This is a genomic window from Neokomagataea tanensis (assembly GCF_006542335.1).
GTDB classification, from domain to species: domain Bacteria; phylum Pseudomonadota; class Alphaproteobacteria; order Acetobacterales; family Acetobacteraceae; genus Gluconobacter; species Gluconobacter tanensis.
In genome coordinates, this window is sequence record NZ_CP032485.1 from 2303390 (window position 1) to 2319775 (window position 16386).

Here is a 16386-nt window from a genome sequence, read left to right on the forward strand (position 1 = left end):
GCGAGTTGCGTTCTAGCTGACGGTATTTTGCTTGGCAATAGTCTTTCGAACGTTTTTAACGAAATTCTCAATTTTCTGAAAAGACTTAACGCCTTTCACCTCTTCTACGCCCGACGACACATCTACTGCCAACGTTCCACTGGACAAGATAGCTTGCTCGACATTTTCGGGGCTTAGACCTCCAGCAAGCATCCAAGGTGATGGCGCTTCCCATTTTTTTGTTAAAGCCCAATCGAACTGACGCCCTAGCCCTCCTGGCATTGCATCGCCCGGGTTTTCTGCGGCCTCAATAACGAAACCATCACATATTTTCCGGGTCGGAAGGTCTTCTGTACGGCTGATACCGCGTGACTGCCAGACAGGGAGAGAAAATTTTTCTTTTATAGCTTTTGCTCTGTCATCAGGGGCATACACTTGGAGGATATCCAAGCACATAACGTCGAGCACACGTTGAATATCATCGTCTGAAGGAGTGACAAACAAACCCACTCGCTCAGGCTTCAAAAGAGAGTTTCCAGCATAAAAAGAATTAATGCTGGATGCTTCAGATAGGGTCAAAAAACGAGGGGAGGGAGGGTAAAAAACAAACCCAAGCCATTCGACAGACTGCTCCGCGCAAAAGCGAATAGTCTCGGTGTCACGCACACCGCAAATTTTGATTTTTATCACCCCAACCCTCCGTTGATAGGCGTTTATACGGCCTGTAGCTCTTCCTGAATGGCGCGCGCTGTTGCCGCTGGGTTTTCTGAGCGCGTAATTGGACGCCCAACGACAATCCAATCTGCGCCAGCTTTAGCTGCTTGGGCGGGGGTCATAATACGTTTCTGATCGTCGCTTGCGGCGCCAGCTGGTCGAATACCCGGAACAACCAGCGCAGGACCGCTCCCTAAATTTTGACGTAAAAGATCAATTTCTTGCGGTGAGCAAACAAGTCCGTCGGCTCCGGCAGAGATAGCCATTTTCCCCAAACGAGACACCTGATCGCGCACAGTGCCGCTGACGCCCAATTCATGCATCTCAGTTTCGTTCATGCTCGTCAGAACCGTAACCGCCAAAAGAATTGGCCGTTGGGCCGCATCAGGGTAGGCTTCCTCTAACGCCGCTTTTGCACGCTCAATCATAGCGCGCCCGCCAGATGCATGGATCGTCAAAAGCTTGGGTTTAATGTCTCTAAGTGCGGATAAGCCGCCAGCGACGGTATTAGGAATGTCGTGTAGTTTTAGATCCAAAAACAAAGGGTGTTTTTGAGAAAATTCCCTAACGACGTCTAACCCGCAGGAATAGGTAAATTCTAGACCCAGCTTTAACGCATCAACTGTTCCGGAAAGTTCTTGCGCCCAAAGCTCAGCCTGCTGAACAGACTGAGTATCTAAAGCCGCAATGAGGCGTGTTCTATGAGACATATTTTTAAAATTAACCTTTATCCGACGCGGAAACAGCCGTCGTTGGCGTTTGCTGCAAACGATCCAACCTTTGGTGCAAATCTATAAGCTGGCTTTCAAGGGAACGAACCTGCTGCTCCGACCGTCTCGCGCGTGAGCGCTGGCGAAACTCGCCGATCCAGCCAACAACAAATCCAATGATAGCGCCGATAAGACCTACACCCAGCGCTAGAGTACCAATGGCAAGTTTCCAGCCCAAAAAGAAGAACCAGATATCCTGTTCCATTGGATTGCTCAATGCAAACACCACGAGAGGCGCGAGAAAGACGACAAGTAGAAGAACTCTAAGCATGCGATGGTCCTATCCTGCGAATGGATCAAAGGGCAACCAGAATGTATCTTTTCATGCAAAGCTGCACGTACGGACTTAAAGCATAAACGCTTCATGCGTTTCGCAGAAGAACATACGTCCTAATGAAAAACTTTTTGCATCAAAAGCAACATAACCCCTGATTATTCGTATTCTCATGAAATGGTGTGGCAATTTGTTTTAACCTAGTGGAAGGTGTGACTAGTCAAAACATCCGCTTCGTGAGAAGGAATAAGTAAGAGGACCTGACTTTTAAGGTGTTTCTTCTGCGCAAAGAGTAGCGCCATATTTTTTAAGCAGTGCAAAGGTAGAGCTTTAAATATGAACGATCACGCATACAGCGATACATTATCCGGCGCTCAGCAGGGGCCTGCTACAGCATCTAAAAAAGCAACCCTCGTAATCGGAACGCAATACCTTCAGCGCTTGAACATAGAAATTCAAAACACGCCACTTGTTTTCCAAGACTTGCCGCCTCAGCTGCATCTCGGCCTCATTGTAGACGTAACCGCCAGACAGGTAGCCGACGCACAAAATGGTTTCGAGGTCAGCCTCGTTATCCGTGCGCAAGGGATGAAAAGCGCACCTAGTGAGAGCGTACCTAACCCTGAAGTCGTGTATGACATCTCAATGTCCTACGCGGGGCTATTTGGTTTTAACGCTTCTGTCGAACGCGCACAAGCTGAAGAAGCGCTGCTCGTAGATGCGCCTCATCACTTGTTCCCAGCTGCACGCAGCATGCTTCTGAACACAATTAGGGAAGCCGGCTTCCCAACAATTAACTTGCAGCCAATCGATTTCGACGTTCTTTGGAAATCACGCCGATCCTAAAGTAAAATTTTAGTATTTTCTGCTTAATCTACGAACACGCAGGGTGCCGCCAAAATGAGCCTTAGGGATTACATCCTTTCTTCCCCAGCTTTCTCACGCAAGCGTGCACCCGTGTGGGGAAAGTTTGATCCTGCGTGGTATGCAGCTCAATACAAAGAGCAAATCACCGAAAGTGGATTGCCTGAAACGGACTTTAACGACCAGTCGTTGGAGGAGCATTGGCTAAATCACGGTGCCAAAATGGCACTCTCACCAAATGCTCTTTTTGATGAAAAATGGTACCTAAAAGAAAATCCCGATGTCCGTGAAGGGGTGCAGCTTGGCATTTTCGACTGTGGGTTTTTACACTACTGCGAAAGTGGCTTTTTAAGCAGAAGCCCGCATTGGCTTTTCTCTGAGAAAGAATATTTTTTACATAATCCCGACATCAGCCCCCATATCCTCAAGGAACAGGGCTTTTGCAATGGCTACGATCACTACCTTGCCGTAGGGGACCGGGAAGAGCGCACTCCGCATCTATTTTTCAACCCTTCAGTTTTCAGGGCTGCCAGCCTTCCAAAAGGGCATAAATTTGATTTTGACCGAAGTGCATTCAGCCAGTTCATCGAAAATGAAACAGCAGGGATGCGACGTAGCTCGTGGTATTTTGATGCCTCATGGTACGTAAAACACTACGCAGAAGTCGCTACTGCGCTGGACAATAAACTCTTTAACAATCCACTGCACCACTACCTTACCAACGGCGATCCAACTGCCTTCAACCCCAATCCATGGTTTAGTGAAGACGACTATGCTCGTCGCTATTCTGATGTTGCTGGCATCGTAAAGGGGGGGGATTTAGAAATACTTTTGAGCACTTCGTCCGGTTTGGTGCACGCGAGATGCGTGTCCCAAAAGACGGGGTCGACCTTGTAGCGTTTTCACACGAGCCGGGCGTTCAAAGACGAATGCGCATGAGCGGCGCCCGCGACATTTTTGCCTTATGGATACAGAGCCAAGATGCCCCAAGTGTTGCCCCTGTAACAAGTTCAGCGACAGCACAGCAATACCAGCACCTCGGTTTGCGCCGCCCAGAGACACTTATTCCATCAATTGTACGATCACCCCTTACATTCAAACCCGGCCCTAAACCCTCTTTGAGCGCTGTCATTTCTGCATGCAATCAATTCAGGGAAGTACTGTCGACACTCACTGCACTGCACGCAAACACCAACGGAGCGATCGAAGTCATACTCGTCGATGGTGGCTCCATTGATGAGACTGCCAATATTCACCGCTTGGTACATGGCATTACAGTCTTAAAGCGCCCCCCTTCTGAAACGGCCTTCCAGAGGCTTCATCACGGGGTGGCCCTCTCTTCAGCGCCAGTCATTATACTGGCTCCGCCCGGATCAGAGCTTTTCCCGGCAGCGTTAAAGGGCATGGCACCACTTTTCCGTTCACCGGACGTATGGGTCGCGGGGGGACAATCCCTTGGATATGATGCTTCCATTCTCGAAGCTGGCACCATTATCTGGCGAGATGGCTCTTTTCTTCCATATGGTAGAGGCCTGCGCGCAAACGAACCTACGGTGGCATTCCGCCGATACGTGGATGCCATTACGGTCGGACCTTTGCTGTGTCGGCGTTCAAAGTTTTTAGAACACGCGCAAGCTGATGCTCCAATCGTAGGGTACAATGCGCACATCCTATCGATGTGCCTCGCAATGCGCCAAGCAGGCGGTCGCATTATCTATGACCCTGCTTTTTTGAGCCGTAACCCCGCACCACAAAGCATCACCACCGAGTTCGCTAATCGTAATCGGACGTGGCTCCGCCGCCGTTACGCTCCGCTGCTGTCTCGCTCTCCTATTGCGGGAAAATCCCCTGAGCGCGCGCGCTTAGCCAGCGGCACGCCTACCGTCCTTTTCATTTGCGACCGCATTCCAAGGCCAGAGCTTGGCACACCTTATTTGCGCTACTTCGATACAATTTCTGCCCTTAATGCTTCGGGTCATCACGTCGTGCTTTACCCACTATTTGGGGATGTGCCGGACCTCGTAGCGCGCGCGCTTAATTTCCCTCCAGAGGTGGAAATTATGGAGGACATGGACCTCTCAGAACTCGGCTCTTTCATAGCATCTCGCGCAGGCTCATTCGATTACATATGGATCAACCGTAGTCCCGTGCTTCACCGTGTATCTCATATCTTAATTGAGCACGCTCAGGCTCTGCCAGAGCTCGGTTTTATTTTTGATCTCAATGGTAGCGGTGCTGCAGAATCGTATATGCGCAGGCGCGTTGGAGCCGTTGATGACCGAAGCGCAAAACTAGACGACTTGGAACGTGAGGTAGATGCCACATGGCATTGCCAAACGCTCGTCGCAAGCACTCCGGAAGAGGCAGAAGACCTACGTCAGCTTGGTTATGGCAATATCGTTGTTCTGCCCAATCACGCACCACCAACCCCTCAAACTTACCCAGATTTCCACAATCGTTCCGGCCTCCTTTTCCTGCTGCCAATCCATTCAACGGGCGACGCTGTACATGACGGCCTAAACTGGTTCATGCACGACGTTCTGCCAATTTTAGACCGCGCGCTACCTAAAGAGGCAACAATTCTGCTCGCTGGCCACCGAGGCGAGATGGTCGACCTGACCGAGTATACCCGCCTGAGCCGTGTTGAAGGTTTGCCCGACCTCGCAGATCGTAGCGCTCTTTTACGTTCTCGCCGCTTACTTATTGATCCAACTCGCGTCTCCAGCATTGCATCGCACGAAGTACTGGACGCTGCCGCTAACGGCCTACCGGCAGTGTTGACGGAACCTGTTTTACAACAAATGCAATGGCAGGACGGTGTTGAAGCATGTTCAGGAGGGTTTTGTGACCCTCAACGCTTTGCTGACGGCGTTATCGCACTTTATCAAAACGAAGAACTCTGGACCGCTTACGCCAAACGCGCCTTTCAAGCAGTGCACACCCCAACTGTTCATGAACAGTATGCAGCCAAAATTTCGGAAATTATGGAAATGGCTTCTGGCAGGGGCCCCATACCAATTCCGGCTATGCCACCACGGCTGATTAGCAAATCCTCTCAATCTGTTATATTCAAACCAGCACCGCTGCGTCTTCAACCCAACCAAACGGCCAGCACGAGCGCACCTGAAAGCACATCGCATGACCATGACGATGAGCGAGAAGATGATGAAACATCTCTAGAGGGCGCGTTCGCACCCCGTCTTGGCATTTCTATTCCTGATCAGGACCGCTAACATGTCGTCTTCCGCACTGCTCTCTTCTGTTCTGGATCGCATTGATCAAACACAAGAACAAGCTATTGAGCGTCTGTGCGCTTTACTGCGTATTCCCAGTATTTCTACCCAACCTACGCACGCACAAGATTGTCGCGCTGCCGCAGAATGGTTGAAAAACACACTGACAGATCTCGGCATGAATGCCGCGCTACACGATGTAAAATGGGCTGGCCCTGGCCACCCTATGGTTGTCGGCCATGCACCAAAACAGCCGAATAAACCGCACGTTTTATTCTACGGCCATTACGACGTCCAGCCGACAGACCCTGAGCATTTGTGGACAGCACCTGCGTTTGAGCCACGCATTGTAGAAGAACCATCCGGCCGTAAAGTCCTCGTCGCTCGCGGGGCGAGCGACGACAAAGGGCAAGTCATGACGTTCCTTGAGGCCTGCCGCGCATGGAAAGAAATCCATGGGGAATTACCCATAACAATCAGCGTCCTGCTCGAAGGTGAAGAAGAATGCGGCGGCGCCAATCTTCTTCCTTTCCTCAAAGAAAATGCTGAATCGCTCAAAGCAGACGTCGTGCTGGTATGTGACACAGCCATGGCCGACCGAAAAACTCCGGGCATTACAACGTCCCTCCGTGGCTTGATGGCAGAAGAAGTCCGTATCAAATGTGCAAGTCACGACTTGCATTCCGGTATCTATGGCAACGCGGCCGCTAACCCAATTGCCGTGTTGTGCAAAGTTCTTGCTGAACTCAGAGCTGAAGATGGCAGCGTTACTCTTCCCGGCTTTTATGATGGGGTAGCAGACCCATCAGACGACGTGCGCGCACGGTGGAAGCAACTATTCCCCAACGATGCTTCTCTCTTGGAAGAAGCTGGACTGTCTGTTTCCGCCGGTGAAAAAAAATACACCGCCGTAGAACAAACATGGTGCAGGCCTAGCTGCGAAATTAATGGTATTTCTGGCGGATATGAGGGAGAAGGCTTCAAAACTGTACTGCCGTCAGTCGCCATGGCAAAAGTTTCTTTCCGCCTAGTACCGGGTCAGGACCCAGAGCGCTTGAGAGCTGTTTTTAGAGATTTCGTAAAAGCGCGCTTACCGGAAGATGCTTCGGTCACTTTCACTTCCCATGGTGGATCGACAGGTTTCGCAGTTTCGGAAACAAGCCCGTTCCTAAAGCCTGCGCTTGAAGCACTTACTGACGAATGGAACGTACCAGCAGCCACAGTCGGCTCAGGGGGCTCTATCCCGGTAGCTGGGGAAGTCCACGAGGCACTGGGCTTGGACACGTTACTCATCGGTTTTGCACAGTCTGATGACCGCATCCATTCTCCAAATGAACAATATGGCCTCGACTCATTCCATAAAGGCACACGTTCTTGGGCACGTGTTCTGGCACGCTTTGCTGATTTAGCATGACGAAAGCACCCCTCGCTCTCACGCTAGGTGATCCGGCAGGGATTGGCCCGGAGTTGACTGTGTCAGCTTGGGAGATCCTGAAGAACACGGAACACTGCTTTTTCTGGTTAGGTGATCCAACCCTTTTGGATGGGGTCATCCCAACGCAGCTTATCTCTGCACCAGAAGAGGCTGCGGGCGTTTTTGCTACCGCATTGCCTGTTTTGCCCATTTATTGCCCTGTCACAATCGTGCCGGGGCAACCCACCCCCAGCAATGCACCTGCGGTTATTGAAAGTATTCGGAAGGCAGTAGAACTTGCCCTGACTGGCTCCGCCTCAGGTGTTGTTACTAATCCCATCGCAAAGCATATTTTAGCTGAAAGCGGCTTTCCACACCCCGGCCACACCGAGTTTCTGGCACAACTTTGCTCGGTTTCCGGGCAGGAAATTATGATGCTCGCCTCGCCAGAATTGCGGGTAGTGCCTGTAAGCATTCATGTTTCATTGCAAAACGCTATTCATAGCCTGACGGCTGAACGCATCATCACTGTCACGCGCATTGCAAACAAAGCCCTCACTCAAGATTTCGGTTTAAAAAACCCGAAACTCGCCATCGCGGGGTTAAATCCCCACGCAGGGGAATCCGGCCTGATGGGTCATGAGGAACATTCAATTATTATCCCCGCCATCAACGCCCTTAAAGAAGAGGGCATAGACGCTCAGGGGCCCTATCCTCCGGATACTATGTTTGCTGCACATGCACGCACACAATACGATGCAGCAATTTGTATGTACCACGATCAGGGGCTCATTCCGCTGAAAACGCTGGATATGACTCAAGGCGTTAATATTACGCTCGGGTTGCCAATTGTGCGAACATCGCCAGATCATGGAACCGCATTCGATATTGCGCAGCCCCTCAGCGCCCCCTCAAAAAAAGCAGATGCGCGTAGCCTTGTCGCTGCAATTCGTACAGCCTCGAAAATGGCCCATAATAGGAAAGAGAAGGCTCTATGATCCGCCTTGGTGTTAATATCGACCACGTCGCAACACTCAGAAATGCCCGTGGCGGCTCTCATCCTGACCCGGTATCGGCCGCGCAACTGGCCATTGAATGCGGCGCTGATGGTATTACTGCGCATCTGCGGGAAGACCGCCGTCATATCAGAGACGCAGACATGCAACGCCTCAAGGCTTTGTCAGCCCCTTTAAACTTTGAAATGGCTGCAACCGCAGAAATGGTTGACATCGCCTGCGCTCTTAAACCTCACGCATGCTGCCTTGTCCCAGAAAAAAGAGAAGAGGTCACAACAGAAGGCGGGCTTGATGTCGTTGGCCACGCAGCCGCGCTAGCTCCAATTGTGCAAAGATTAACGCAAAATGGCATCCGTGTTTCTCTTTTTATTGATCCGGATGAACAGCAAATCCGCACAGCAGCTGCTCTTGGCGCCCCTGTAATCGAGCTACACACAGGTGCGTACGCGCATAACGGGGAAGGGGAGTTACAGCGTCTTTTCGAGGCTGCGCGTGTTGCACGCGATTGTAACTTGGAACTTCATGCAGGCCATGGTCTTACCTACGACAACGTCGAAGCTATCCGCACATTACCTCACCTGAAAGAACTCAATATAGGGCATTTCCTGATCGGTCAGGCCGTCTTTGAAGGGCTCGGTCCTACGGTTCGGCGCATGAAATCGCTTATGAACCCAGCAACCACGACCCCTTAAAAGTATTGCCGGCCTAGTGAAACTTGGCCGGCAACATAGACGCCTTGTTACTTGACGGGCTGAATCACCGGTTTGGTGTTATCGTCGGAAAATTGCGGTACAAACGCGCCTGACTGATTTGAATAAGTGGCGCTCGTACTTTGCGGTGGTGTGGCCGGAGGATGGAAGGCTGATACAGGCCCGAACAGCCCTGTGTCAGCTTTATGCATCGTTGATTCTCGCTGGCGTGCACAACCCCGCGTTATGATAGAGCAAATGCCATCCTGCCCAATATACTCATCATCATTACCAGTGTAATGCACCTCAGAGACGCGGTCATGATCGAGGCGCAGGATCATGCGGCAGGTCGTACCGCCGCCACCAAAAGCTGACTGGTAAATTTTAATAATTGATTGGGCGGGAATAATGCCTGAATCCGTCGTCAAAGATGGGATCGGCTGCGTACCGTCATACTGCCAGATTTCAGTCGTGTCGTTCAGCTTCTTGGTGCTGCCAGGCAAGCCTGCGCATGCTTGTAGGTCGTAACTTGTCATACCAACCATCTCGAGCTGTGCCTTATGGGCGCTCCGAGAGTCGAAATAACCACAGCCAGATAGACCTAACAGCGCAACGAGCGCTGAAACACTATAAAAAGAAGCCTGACGCATTCTCTCTCCTGATACGTAATGAGCGTTCAAAAGCGTGCCACGCCGCCGAAAAACCAGCAACGCAGTGCGCAACTTTACCATCCATAGAGCTTAACATGCGGAGGCGGCAGAGGTTCAAGAAAGATTGACGGTTCCCTTCACCCCCTCGCATGGGCTACATGGCTTACGACTACTTTACGCGGAAGATTTTCAAGGTCTACCGCTTCTTTTAAAGCACGCGCTCTGACACAAAATGAGACGTGGCCACGTACAGGAGACATCATGGCTGAACTCTCTGCATCTGAAGTAACACGCCTCCAGACAACCCTCCAGCGCTTGCTGGGTTCACCAAAACTCACAGTCAACAAACCTGCTCGTAAGGGCATGAGCGTTGAAATCTCGGTCGCCGGTGAAGTCGTTGGCACAGTCCATCGTGATGAGGACGAGGGCGAAATTTCTTACGCAATCCACATGACACTGCTGGAAGAAGACCTTCCCCCAGCTTAATTCGTTGCGTCAGACCTGCCGCTCATTTTGGGGCAGGTCTACTTGTGTAACTCTCCACCCCCAATGCTCAAACGTCATATACACACGGTATGTCGTTTGCTGATCAGGGTGAAACTCTACCACGAAATGCCTTAGTCCCGTAAAATGGGCCTTAAGCGCAACAACCAATACAGCTTTTTGCAAAAGCCCGTCAGGTGCGGCGTGTCCCAAAAGCATGTGGTCTGTCAGGGCGAAAAGAGTTTCAGGCGTTAAACTGCGCTCGATTACATGCGTCGCTGCTTCTGAGGCAAAAGAGCTACCAAAATCAGGCAAATCGTCCTCTACTGGCGCCGAAAAAGTGTCCGTCAGCTTACGCTGTAACGAGTAAGACAAGGCCGACCAATCAACGTGCCGCTTCAATATCTCCACATCGTGCTTCTCTATGGCCCCATCGAGCGTCCACAACGCCATGAAAGGCGAGAAGAAATATGCAACAAGTAGGCATGTCCCTATCGCAAGAACGTGTTTTTTGGACCCCGCAACATGCTTGACGGACACGAATTTGTTCGCAAAAAACGACAGTGAGGCAGCACTCATAGTCGCCTCCCAAAGGCTGGCAGTATTTGTTAATGAAGACAAACGAGCCTAACCCTTTTCACTCTTCAGAGTCAGCTACTATCTTAAAACTATGATGCTAAATTTTACCGACGCAGAATTAGAGCGTTACTCACGGCATATCTTGGTCCCAGAAATTGGAGCCAAAGGCCAAGCGCTCTGCCGCGATGCGGCCGTTTTAATCATTGGTGCGGGCGGGTTGGGGGCACCTTTAGCTCAACAGCTCGCAGCATCAGGCATAGGTAAAATCGGCGTCGTTGATAACGACCGCATCGAGCTCAGCAATCTTCAAAGACAAACACTTTATGATACCGCTTCGATTGGGCTACCAAAAGTAGAAGTAACCCAAAAAAAACTCAGTGCTCTTAACCCCCATGTCGCAGTTGAAGTTTACGAGCAACGCGCTGATAAAGAATTACTCGACAATTTACTGCCAAAGTATGACCTCGTCTGCGATGGGACAGATAATTTTACGACGCGTTTTGTTGTCTCAGATGCTTGCGTAAATCATAGCAAAACGCTGGTCGCAGGAGCCGTCCAAAAACTGGGCGGACAACTGGCAACCTTCCGGCCGCAGAAAGGCGGTCCGTGTTATCGTTGCTTATTCCCTGATGCTGACGTCAACGAGGCGATGAATTGTTCGCAAGCTGGCGTCCTTGGCCCTGCTACAAGCGTCATCGCTAGTCTGATGGCCGTCGAAGTGCTTCGTGAAATTATGCTACTCAATCCAGCACGCCCTTCCGTGAGTGTTGTAACCTCTTGGGAGGCTCTAACGAACAAATTTCGTCAATTCCAACTCACACGTGACCCCGCTTGCACGTGCCATATCCCAGTGAAGACCAATCATGAGTAATCCACTTTTTATCAGCCTCGCTGACGACTCATGGCAACGCGCGCACTATGCCCTTATCATGGCTGCAAGTGCTTTATCTTTAGGCCGCCCCGTCACATTGTTTGCAGGAGGGCGCAGCGTTCTGGCCTTCACGCATCAATGGGAAAACCTCACTGGGGTCATCTCTGACACAATCCTTTCTGAGCAAAAAGTGGCCACCTTTGTAGAGTTACGCGATGCCTGCCTTGAACTCGGCGGAGTCTTCTTAGCCTGTGAAACAGGGCTTGCCCTCGCCAATCTTGCGCCGGAAGATTTGATCAACGGAGCCGAGGCCGCAGGTATGGTGCGTTTTCTTGCAGAAACAGGCGAAAATTCTATCATCGTCGTGTAAGTTTTTTTCTGGTATTCACACTCAACACTGCGATTTCACAATTTGATGTCTTGCCGAAACGCCTGATGATTGGCAGGGATGCAGGCCATGGAGATGACGGTAACTTTGATGAAGACCACAATTCAACGCAGCCTCTTTGCGGCCTGCCTCGCCGGTCTTGTTACAACACCACAAGCCCACGCCGCTCATCACCATCACCACCATAAAGCAGCTACAGCAACTTCAGCCAAAGCGCCGCACGCCGCTACCCATCATACTGAGGCAGCCCAGCATACACATGCGGAACATGCTCCCCACAAGCACCATCCCCACACGCGCAGTGCTCAGCATTTAGCCGCTGGGGCGGTCGCCGGGGCAGGGGCCGCGGCCATCGCAGCACACGCTCCTTCAGCATCAGCCGCACCAATTGCACCACCCCAGCAAGCAGCGACACAAACCGCGCCGCAGGATAATACGGACAAAGGAAGCAATACTGGTCTTCCCCTGCCGCGCTACGCAGCTCTACGCGCCGACAAGGTGTATCTCCGTAGAGGGCCCGGTGACCGTTATCCTATTGACTGGGTCTATCATCGCCGCGGCCTACCTGTAGAAATAGAGCGCGAATTTGACGTCTGGCGTTTGATTGAGGATTCCGACGGCGTCAAAGGTTGGGTCCATCAAGCCACCCTGTACGGGAGTAGGACTTTCGTCATTCCCGGCCTTGCAGCACAAGGCAATGCCGCACAACCCAACGAAGCCAGCGAGCGTGAAGGAGACCATATCGGTCGCGCTGATGCGCGCGTCCTTGGCTACGTTACCAATCAGAATGAAGCCCGGTTGCAGAAAGACGGTACTCAATTAATGAGCCGTGCCGACGATGACAGTGACGTTGTCGCGGTGCTGAAACCAGGCACGGTAGGCAATATAAAAGCCTGCCCAACCGCCACGCAGTGGTGCCATGTCGTCGTAAAAGGATACGAAGGATGGCTGCCACGGCGTTCCCTCTGGGGATTGCTCCCCGGAGAAACCATACAGTCCAATTGAATACATAAACACGAGGACGCCCAGAGATGACATCCAGTTTACATCATCGCCGCACAAGGATCGTCGCAACACTTGGCCCGGCTTCGTCCTCGCCTGAAATGATCCTTTCACTCGCTCAAGCGGGCGTAAACGTCTTCCGCCTGAACTTTTCTCACGGCGCACATGCAGATCACGGCGAACGCCATGCTGCAATTCGCGCCGCTGAAGAAAAGCTCGGCCGTCCTCTCGCTGTTTTGGCTGACCTACAAGGCCCCAAATTGCGTGTTGGCGTTTTTGAAAACGGTCCCGTCTTTTTGAAAGAAGGTCAGCGCTTCCGCCTCGACCTCGATAAGACACCAGGCACAATTGACCGCGTTAATCTTCCGCACCCTGAAATTATTTCAGCGGCCGAAGTCGGCAGTCATCTGTTGCTCGACGATGGCAAACTCAAGATCCGCGTCGTTGAAAAGCAATCTGATGCGCTCATCACGGAAGTAGTCGTCGGTGGCAAGCTCTCCGAGCGCAAAGGCGTTAACGTTCCAGACGTTGCTCTGCCTATTCCAGCTCTGACGGAAAAAGACCGTAAGGATTTCGACTTCGCACTTTCTTTGGGTGTAGATTTCGTTGCGCTCTCTTTCGTACAGCGTCCAGAAGACGTGGAAGAAGCCAAGAAAATTGCCAATGGCCGCGCATGGATCATTACGAAGCTTGAAAAGCCTCAGGCCATGGACGCACTTGAGCCAATCGTGCGCCTCTCTGACGGCATCATGGTGGCACGCGGTGACTTAGGCGTGGAGCTTCCACCGGAAGAAGTCCCGGTCGCTCAAAAGCGTATCATCACACTTGCGCGCGAACTTGGACGCCCAGTGATTGTCGCAACGCAGATGCTTGAGAGCATGATTGAAAGCCCAAGCCCAACGCGTGCAGAGGTTTCAGACGTCTCTAATGCTGTATATGACGGTGCCGATGCCGTAATGCTCTCCGCTGAGAGTGCTGCAGGCAAATACCCACTCGAAGCTGTATCTATCATGGCCCGCATTGTGTCGCGCGTTGAGCAAGACAAAGAGTGGCGTCATCGCATCGACACCGCCCGCCCAAAGTCTGAAGGCACCATCCAGGGCGCTATCGTTCAGGCAGCATGGCAGGTCAGCCGTGAACTGCACACTAAAGCGATTGCAGCGCACACACGCAGTGGCCGCGGTGCACTGATTATGGCGCGTGAACGTCCAACAAGCCCGATTTTGGTTCTAACACCTGACGTAGTCGTTGCTCGTCGCCTTTGCGTTGTCTGGGGAACATTCCCGCACGTCGTAGAGCGGGAACGCCAAGCCCACGGTATCGAAGACCTCGCCACACCAGCAGCAGAACTGGCGTTGTCACATGGCTTCTGTCAAAAAGAAGACCACATACTTGTGCTAGCTGGCCTGCCTTACGGCCATTCAGGCAGCACAAACACGTTGCGCGTTATCAAAGCCTAAAACTAACCCCTTTGAGCCTCAGCTTTAAAAAGCTGGGGCTCAAGCTTGTTTGTTCTGTATCAGTGTCCGCCTTATCGAGCGGCCACGTTTTATTTTTTCTGTTATGGCGTCATCATCGCCATCGCGAATGGCGTCAGCCATGGACTGAACATCCCGCAGAAAGCGGTCTAATGTTTCCAATAATACATCACGATTAGCTGTGAAAATATCCCGCCACATGACCGGATCTGAGGCTGCTATGCGCGTAAAATCCCTGAAGCCTGAGGCTGCGTAATCCAAAACGGCTGACCTCATCTCCGATGATAAATTATCTGCTGTATCGCAGATGGTAAAAGCTAGAAGATGGGGTAAGTGGCTGACCATCGCACAGATACGGTCATGCTCGTCCGCCTTTATAAATTTAACTCGCGCCCCACAAAACTCCCAAAAATTTTGCATTTTTCCGCAGGCCCATGGAGCCGTCTCTGGTGTAGGAATAAGCAAAGCCCACCGGTTTTCAAAAAGCTCGGCAAAACCGGCATCTGGCCCAGAAAACTCCGTACCAGCCATTGGGTGAGAAGGAACGTACTCTACACCATGTGGGAGAAGGGAGAGAATACTACTGTCTAACTCCCCACGTACCGATGCTACATCCGTTATTATTGTACCGGGCCGCAAATGTGGAGAAAGGCTTCTTACAACATTCTCAATGGCACGAACGGGCACCGACACAACGACACAGTCTGCTTCTTCTGCCATTGCCGGTTCGGTCGTAACGCTATCGGCGAGGCCTAATTCCTCAATACGCTTTAAAACAGCCGGCTCTTTATCCATGACGATTAAGCGCTCAGCCAATTGCCCGGTCGATCTTGCACGACGTAAAATTGAAGAGCCAATTAATCCCGGCCCTATAACCATTAACGTCTTAAAAAGAGGCATGTTCTTAGGCCTAAAATGATCAAATTATAAATTAACTTGCACTCGACGCCTGTGCACGAAGGCGCCGCACTTCAACAAACTGCCAGTATAAAAGCACGGGTATGCCAATCATCAGATCCCGTCCGCGCCGCAGAAGGGACAAGCTCAAAGCAATTTCAGGGTCGATGCCAAACATCATACCCAAAGCAACATAGGCAGCTTCCTGCACACCTAAAGCAGCTGGGACCAAGAAGCCTGCCGACATAATTCCACAGACAACCCCCTCAATTGCAACTGCAGATATAAAGCTTGCATGTGCTCCCAAAAGGGAGAGAGCCAAGCAAGTCAAACCTGCGCCAGCCATCCAGCATAAAAAATGGGAAAAAGCGCCAAGCGCAATACGATCCGCACGTCCCCACAAGGTTTCCAACCTATCCTGAAAGACTGCAGTGTCGTCAATTAGGTTTTCACTCCACCCAGCAGCGATGTGTTTGCCCAGGAATTGAGCACTGCGTTGGAGTACATTTCCCCCTCTTAGCTGCGTCCAAATAAACGCAGCTATGGCGAGGCTTAGAATCGCCATCCCCACAGATAGAGGCCAGATGAAACGGGCCGCTCCATCGTGACCGACGAGACAAAGCACCGCCAACAAAACAAAGGCAATCTGGCCCAACACTTCTGTTGTGATATCAACTAGATTAGCCGCGACACCTTCTGGCCAGCGCAGCGTCTCACCATCCATGCTGACGGGGTTTCGGCCCGCAAGAGTTGCACGCACGCCAATGGCAATTCCGCCTAATTGCGAAAATGGCAGGCACGTCCCTGCTGCATCCCGTACAAGACGAGCACCAGTCAAACGAATGGCGCTGATCTGTGGGACGGACCCCTTCCACGCCAAACCCAATCCGACATCAACGCATAATTGATATCCGACGATAAGCAGGAACCCACCAATGCCCACTTTTTCAAGGGCTTGGAGGACGGGATGAATACCTGCACGGGCGGCAATAATTGTAAAAAGAACCAAGCCAAAGCAGGTGAGGAGGATGGGGAGTGTTTTTTTCAAGGCTTTCGTCACAAATCGTTCGCAAACGCTCTAGCCT

The 16386-nt window shown here is 51.6% G+C and carries 19 protein-coding genes; 11 read left to right on the forward strand and 8 right to left on the reverse strand.

Features of this window, described 5'->3' with window-relative positions; genetic code table 11:
* Positions 1–12: 12 nt before the first annotated feature.
* From D5366_RS10390 to D5366_RS10400, 3 genes are read right to left on the reverse strand one after another with little or no spacing between them, the layout of a single operon-like run.
* The gene (locus D5366_RS10390) at positions 13–669 is read right to left on the reverse strand and encodes a phosphoribosylanthranilate isomerase (protein ID WP_141493577.1); all 657 of its coding nucleotides are present in this window, start codon (positions 667–669) and stop codon (positions 13–15) included.
* Between the two features lie 23 nt (positions 670–692).
* Positions 693–1403 carry an orotidine-5'-phosphate decarboxylase gene (gene pyrF / locus D5366_RS10395; RefSeq protein WP_141493578.1) on the reverse strand — a complete coding sequence of 237 codons (711 nt, stop codon included), beginning with the start codon at positions 1401–1403 and terminating at the stop codon, positions 693–695.
* Between the two features lie 10 nt (positions 1404–1413).
* Positions 1414–1734 (reverse strand): LapA family protein, encoded by a 321-nt coding sequence (locus D5366_RS10400; protein WP_141493579.1) that lies wholly within the window; start codon positions 1732–1734, stop codon positions 1414–1416.
* A gap of 339 nt (positions 1735–2073) precedes the next feature.
* On the opposite strand from D5366_RS10400, the gene D5366_RS10405 reads away from it, so the two are divergent.
* The 6 genes from D5366_RS10405 to D5366_RS10430 all read left to right on the forward strand — a co-directional run bounded on the left by D5366_RS10405 (position 2074) and on the right by D5366_RS10430 (position 8956).
* A complete protein-coding gene (locus D5366_RS10405) occupies positions 2074–2583 on the forward strand; it encodes a protein-export chaperone SecB (protein ID WP_141493580.1) in 510 nt (169 codons plus the stop codon).
* A 111-nt stretch (positions 2584–2694) separates the two neighbouring features.
* A complete protein-coding gene (locus D5366_RS10410) occupies positions 2695–3498 on the forward strand; it encodes a hypothetical protein (protein ID WP_141493581.1) in 804 nt (267 codons plus the stop codon).
* 38 nt (positions 3499–3536) lie between these two features.
* On the forward strand, positions 3537–5834 hold the full coding sequence (locus tag D5366_RS10415; protein WP_170211087.1) for a glycosyltransferase: 2298 nt from the start codon (positions 3537–3539) through the stop codon (positions 5832–5834).
* Position 5835: 1 nt separating this feature from the next.
* A complete protein-coding gene (locus D5366_RS10420) occupies positions 5836–7248 on the forward strand; it encodes a M20/M25/M40 family metallo-hydrolase (protein ID WP_141493583.1) in 1413 nt (470 codons plus the stop codon).
* Complete coding sequence (gene pdxA / locus D5366_RS10425; protein WP_141493584.1) at positions 7245–8246, forward strand: 4-hydroxythreonine-4-phosphate dehydrogenase PdxA; 1002 nt, start codon at positions 7245–7247, stop codon at positions 8244–8246. The genes D5366_RS10420 and pdxA overlap by 4 nt, the downstream gene beginning before the upstream one ends.
* Entirely contained in the window at positions 8243–8956 is a 714-nt protein-coding gene (locus D5366_RS10430; RefSeq protein WP_141493585.1) for a pyridoxine 5'-phosphate synthase, read from the forward strand. Before pdxA ends, D5366_RS10430 begins: the two co-directional genes overlap by 4 nt.
* A 47-nt stretch (positions 8957–9003) precedes the next feature.
* On the opposite strand, the gene D5366_RS10435 is transcribed toward D5366_RS10430, so the two are convergent.
* Complete coding sequence (locus tag D5366_RS10435) at positions 9004–9603, reverse strand: hypothetical protein (protein ID WP_205839583.1); 600 nt, start codon at positions 9601–9603, stop codon at positions 9004–9006.
* A 137-nt stretch (positions 9604–9740) separates the two neighbouring features.
* Positions 9741–9866 carry a hypothetical protein gene (locus D5366_RS12145; RefSeq protein WP_267298763.1) on the reverse strand — a complete coding sequence of 42 codons (126 nt, stop codon included), beginning with the start codon at positions 9864–9866 and terminating at the stop codon, positions 9741–9743.
* Here D5366_RS12145 and D5366_RS10440 point away from each other — a divergent pair.
* Complete coding sequence (locus D5366_RS10440) at positions 9865–10089, forward strand: DUF3126 family protein (RefSeq protein ID WP_141493586.1); 225 nt, start codon at positions 9865–9867, stop codon at positions 10087–10089. The two genes, D5366_RS12145 and D5366_RS10440, sit on opposite strands and share 2 nt — an antisense overlap.
* A gap of 9 nt (positions 10090–10098) precedes the next feature.
* On the opposite strand, the gene D5366_RS10445 is transcribed toward D5366_RS10440, so the two are convergent.
* Positions 10099–10665 (reverse strand): DUF2939 domain-containing protein, encoded by a 567-nt coding sequence (locus D5366_RS10445; RefSeq protein WP_141493587.1) that lies wholly within the window; start codon positions 10663–10665, stop codon positions 10099–10101.
* A gap of 91 nt (positions 10666–10756) precedes the next feature.
* On the opposite strand from D5366_RS10445, the gene D5366_RS10450 reads away from it, so the two are divergent.
* From D5366_RS10450 to pyk, 4 genes are all read left to right on the forward strand, one after another.
* Positions 10757–11536 carry a HesA/MoeB/ThiF family protein gene (locus D5366_RS10450; RefSeq protein WP_141493588.1) on the forward strand — a complete coding sequence of 260 codons (780 nt, stop codon included), beginning with the start codon at positions 10757–10759 and terminating at the stop codon, positions 11534–11536.
* Positions 11529–11906: a hypothetical protein gene (locus D5366_RS10455; protein ID WP_141493589.1), complete on the forward strand. Its 378-nt coding sequence runs from the start codon at positions 11529–11531 to the stop codon at positions 11904–11906. The genes D5366_RS10450 and D5366_RS10455 overlap by 8 nt, the downstream gene beginning before the upstream one ends.
* 87 nt (positions 11907–11993) lie before the next feature.
* On the forward strand, positions 11994–12929 hold the full coding sequence (locus D5366_RS10460) for an SH3 domain-containing protein (RefSeq protein ID WP_141493590.1): 936 nt from the start codon (positions 11994–11996) through the stop codon (positions 12927–12929).
* A gap of 26 nt (positions 12930–12955) precedes the next feature.
* A complete protein-coding gene (gene pyk / locus D5366_RS10465) occupies positions 12956–14386 on the forward strand; it encodes a pyruvate kinase (RefSeq protein ID WP_141493591.1) in 1431 nt (476 codons plus the stop codon).
* Between the two features lie 39 nt (positions 14387–14425).
* On the opposite strand, the gene D5366_RS10470 is transcribed toward pyk, so the two are convergent.
* Positions 14426–15304 (reverse strand): prephenate dehydrogenase/arogenate dehydrogenase family protein, encoded by an 879-nt coding sequence (locus D5366_RS10470; RefSeq protein ID WP_141493592.1) that lies wholly within the window; start codon positions 15302–15304, stop codon positions 14426–14428.
* Between the two features lie 31 nt (positions 15305–15335).
* Positions 15336–16361 carry a lysylphosphatidylglycerol synthase domain-containing protein gene (locus D5366_RS10475; protein WP_141493593.1) on the reverse strand — a complete coding sequence of 342 codons (1026 nt, stop codon included), beginning with the start codon at positions 16359–16361 and terminating at the stop codon, positions 15336–15338.
* Positions 16362–16386: the final 25 nt, after the last annotated feature.

Bases quoted from the DNA above. Each gene is read 5' to 3' on its own strand.
- pyrF (WP_141493578.1), bottom strand. From the start codon at position 1,403: ATGTCTCATAGAACACGCCTCATTGCGGCTTTAGATACTCAGTCTGTT.
- D5366_RS10400 (WP_141493579.1), bottom strand. From the start codon at position 1,734: ATGCTTAGAGTTCTTCTACTTGTCGTCTTTCTCGCGCCTCTCGTGGTG.
- D5366_RS10405 (WP_141493580.1), top strand. From the start codon at position 2,074: ATGAACGATCACGCATACAGCGATACATTATCCGGCGCTCAGCAGGGG.
- D5366_RS10415 (WP_170211087.1), top strand. From the start codon at position 3,537: ATGAGCGGCGCCCGCGACATTTTTGCCTTATGGATACAGAGCCAAGAT.
- D5366_RS10420 (WP_141493583.1), top strand. From the start codon at position 5,836: ATGTCGTCTTCCGCACTGCTCTCTTCTGTTCTGGATCGCATTGATCAA.
- pdxA (WP_141493584.1), top strand. From the start codon at position 7,245: ATGACGAAAGCACCCCTCGCTCTCACGCTAGGTGATCCGGCAGGGATT.
- D5366_RS10430 (WP_141493585.1), top strand. From the start codon at position 8,243: ATGATCCGCCTTGGTGTTAATATCGACCACGTCGCAACACTCAGAAAT.
- D5366_RS10435 (WP_205839583.1), bottom strand. From the start codon at position 9,603: ATGCGTCAGGCTTCTTTTTATAGTGTTTCAGCGCTCGTTGCGCTGTTA.
- D5366_RS10440 (WP_141493586.1), top strand. From the start codon at position 9,865: ATGGCTGAACTCTCTGCATCTGAAGTAACACGCCTCCAGACAACCCTC.
- D5366_RS12145 (WP_267298763.1), bottom strand. From the start codon at position 9,866: ATGATGTCTCCTGTACGTGGCCACGTCTCATTTTGTGTCAGAGCGCGT.
- D5366_RS10445 (WP_141493587.1), bottom strand. From the start codon at position 10,665: ATGAGTGCTGCCTCACTGTCGTTTTTTGCGAACAAATTCGTGTCCGTC.
- D5366_RS10450 (WP_141493588.1), top strand. From the start codon at position 10,757: ATGATGCTAAATTTTACCGACGCAGAATTAGAGCGTTACTCACGGCAT.
- D5366_RS10455 (WP_141493589.1), top strand. From the start codon at position 11,529: ATGAGTAATCCACTTTTTATCAGCCTCGCTGACGACTCATGGCAACGC.
- D5366_RS10460 (WP_141493590.1), top strand. From the start codon at position 11,994: ATGGAGATGACGGTAACTTTGATGAAGACCACAATTCAACGCAGCCTC.
- pyk (WP_141493591.1), top strand. From the start codon at position 12,956: ATGACATCCAGTTTACATCATCGCCGCACAAGGATCGTCGCAACACTT.
- D5366_RS10470 (WP_141493592.1), bottom strand. From the start codon at position 15,304: ATGCCTCTTTTTAAGACGTTAATGGTTATAGGGCCGGGATTAATTGGC.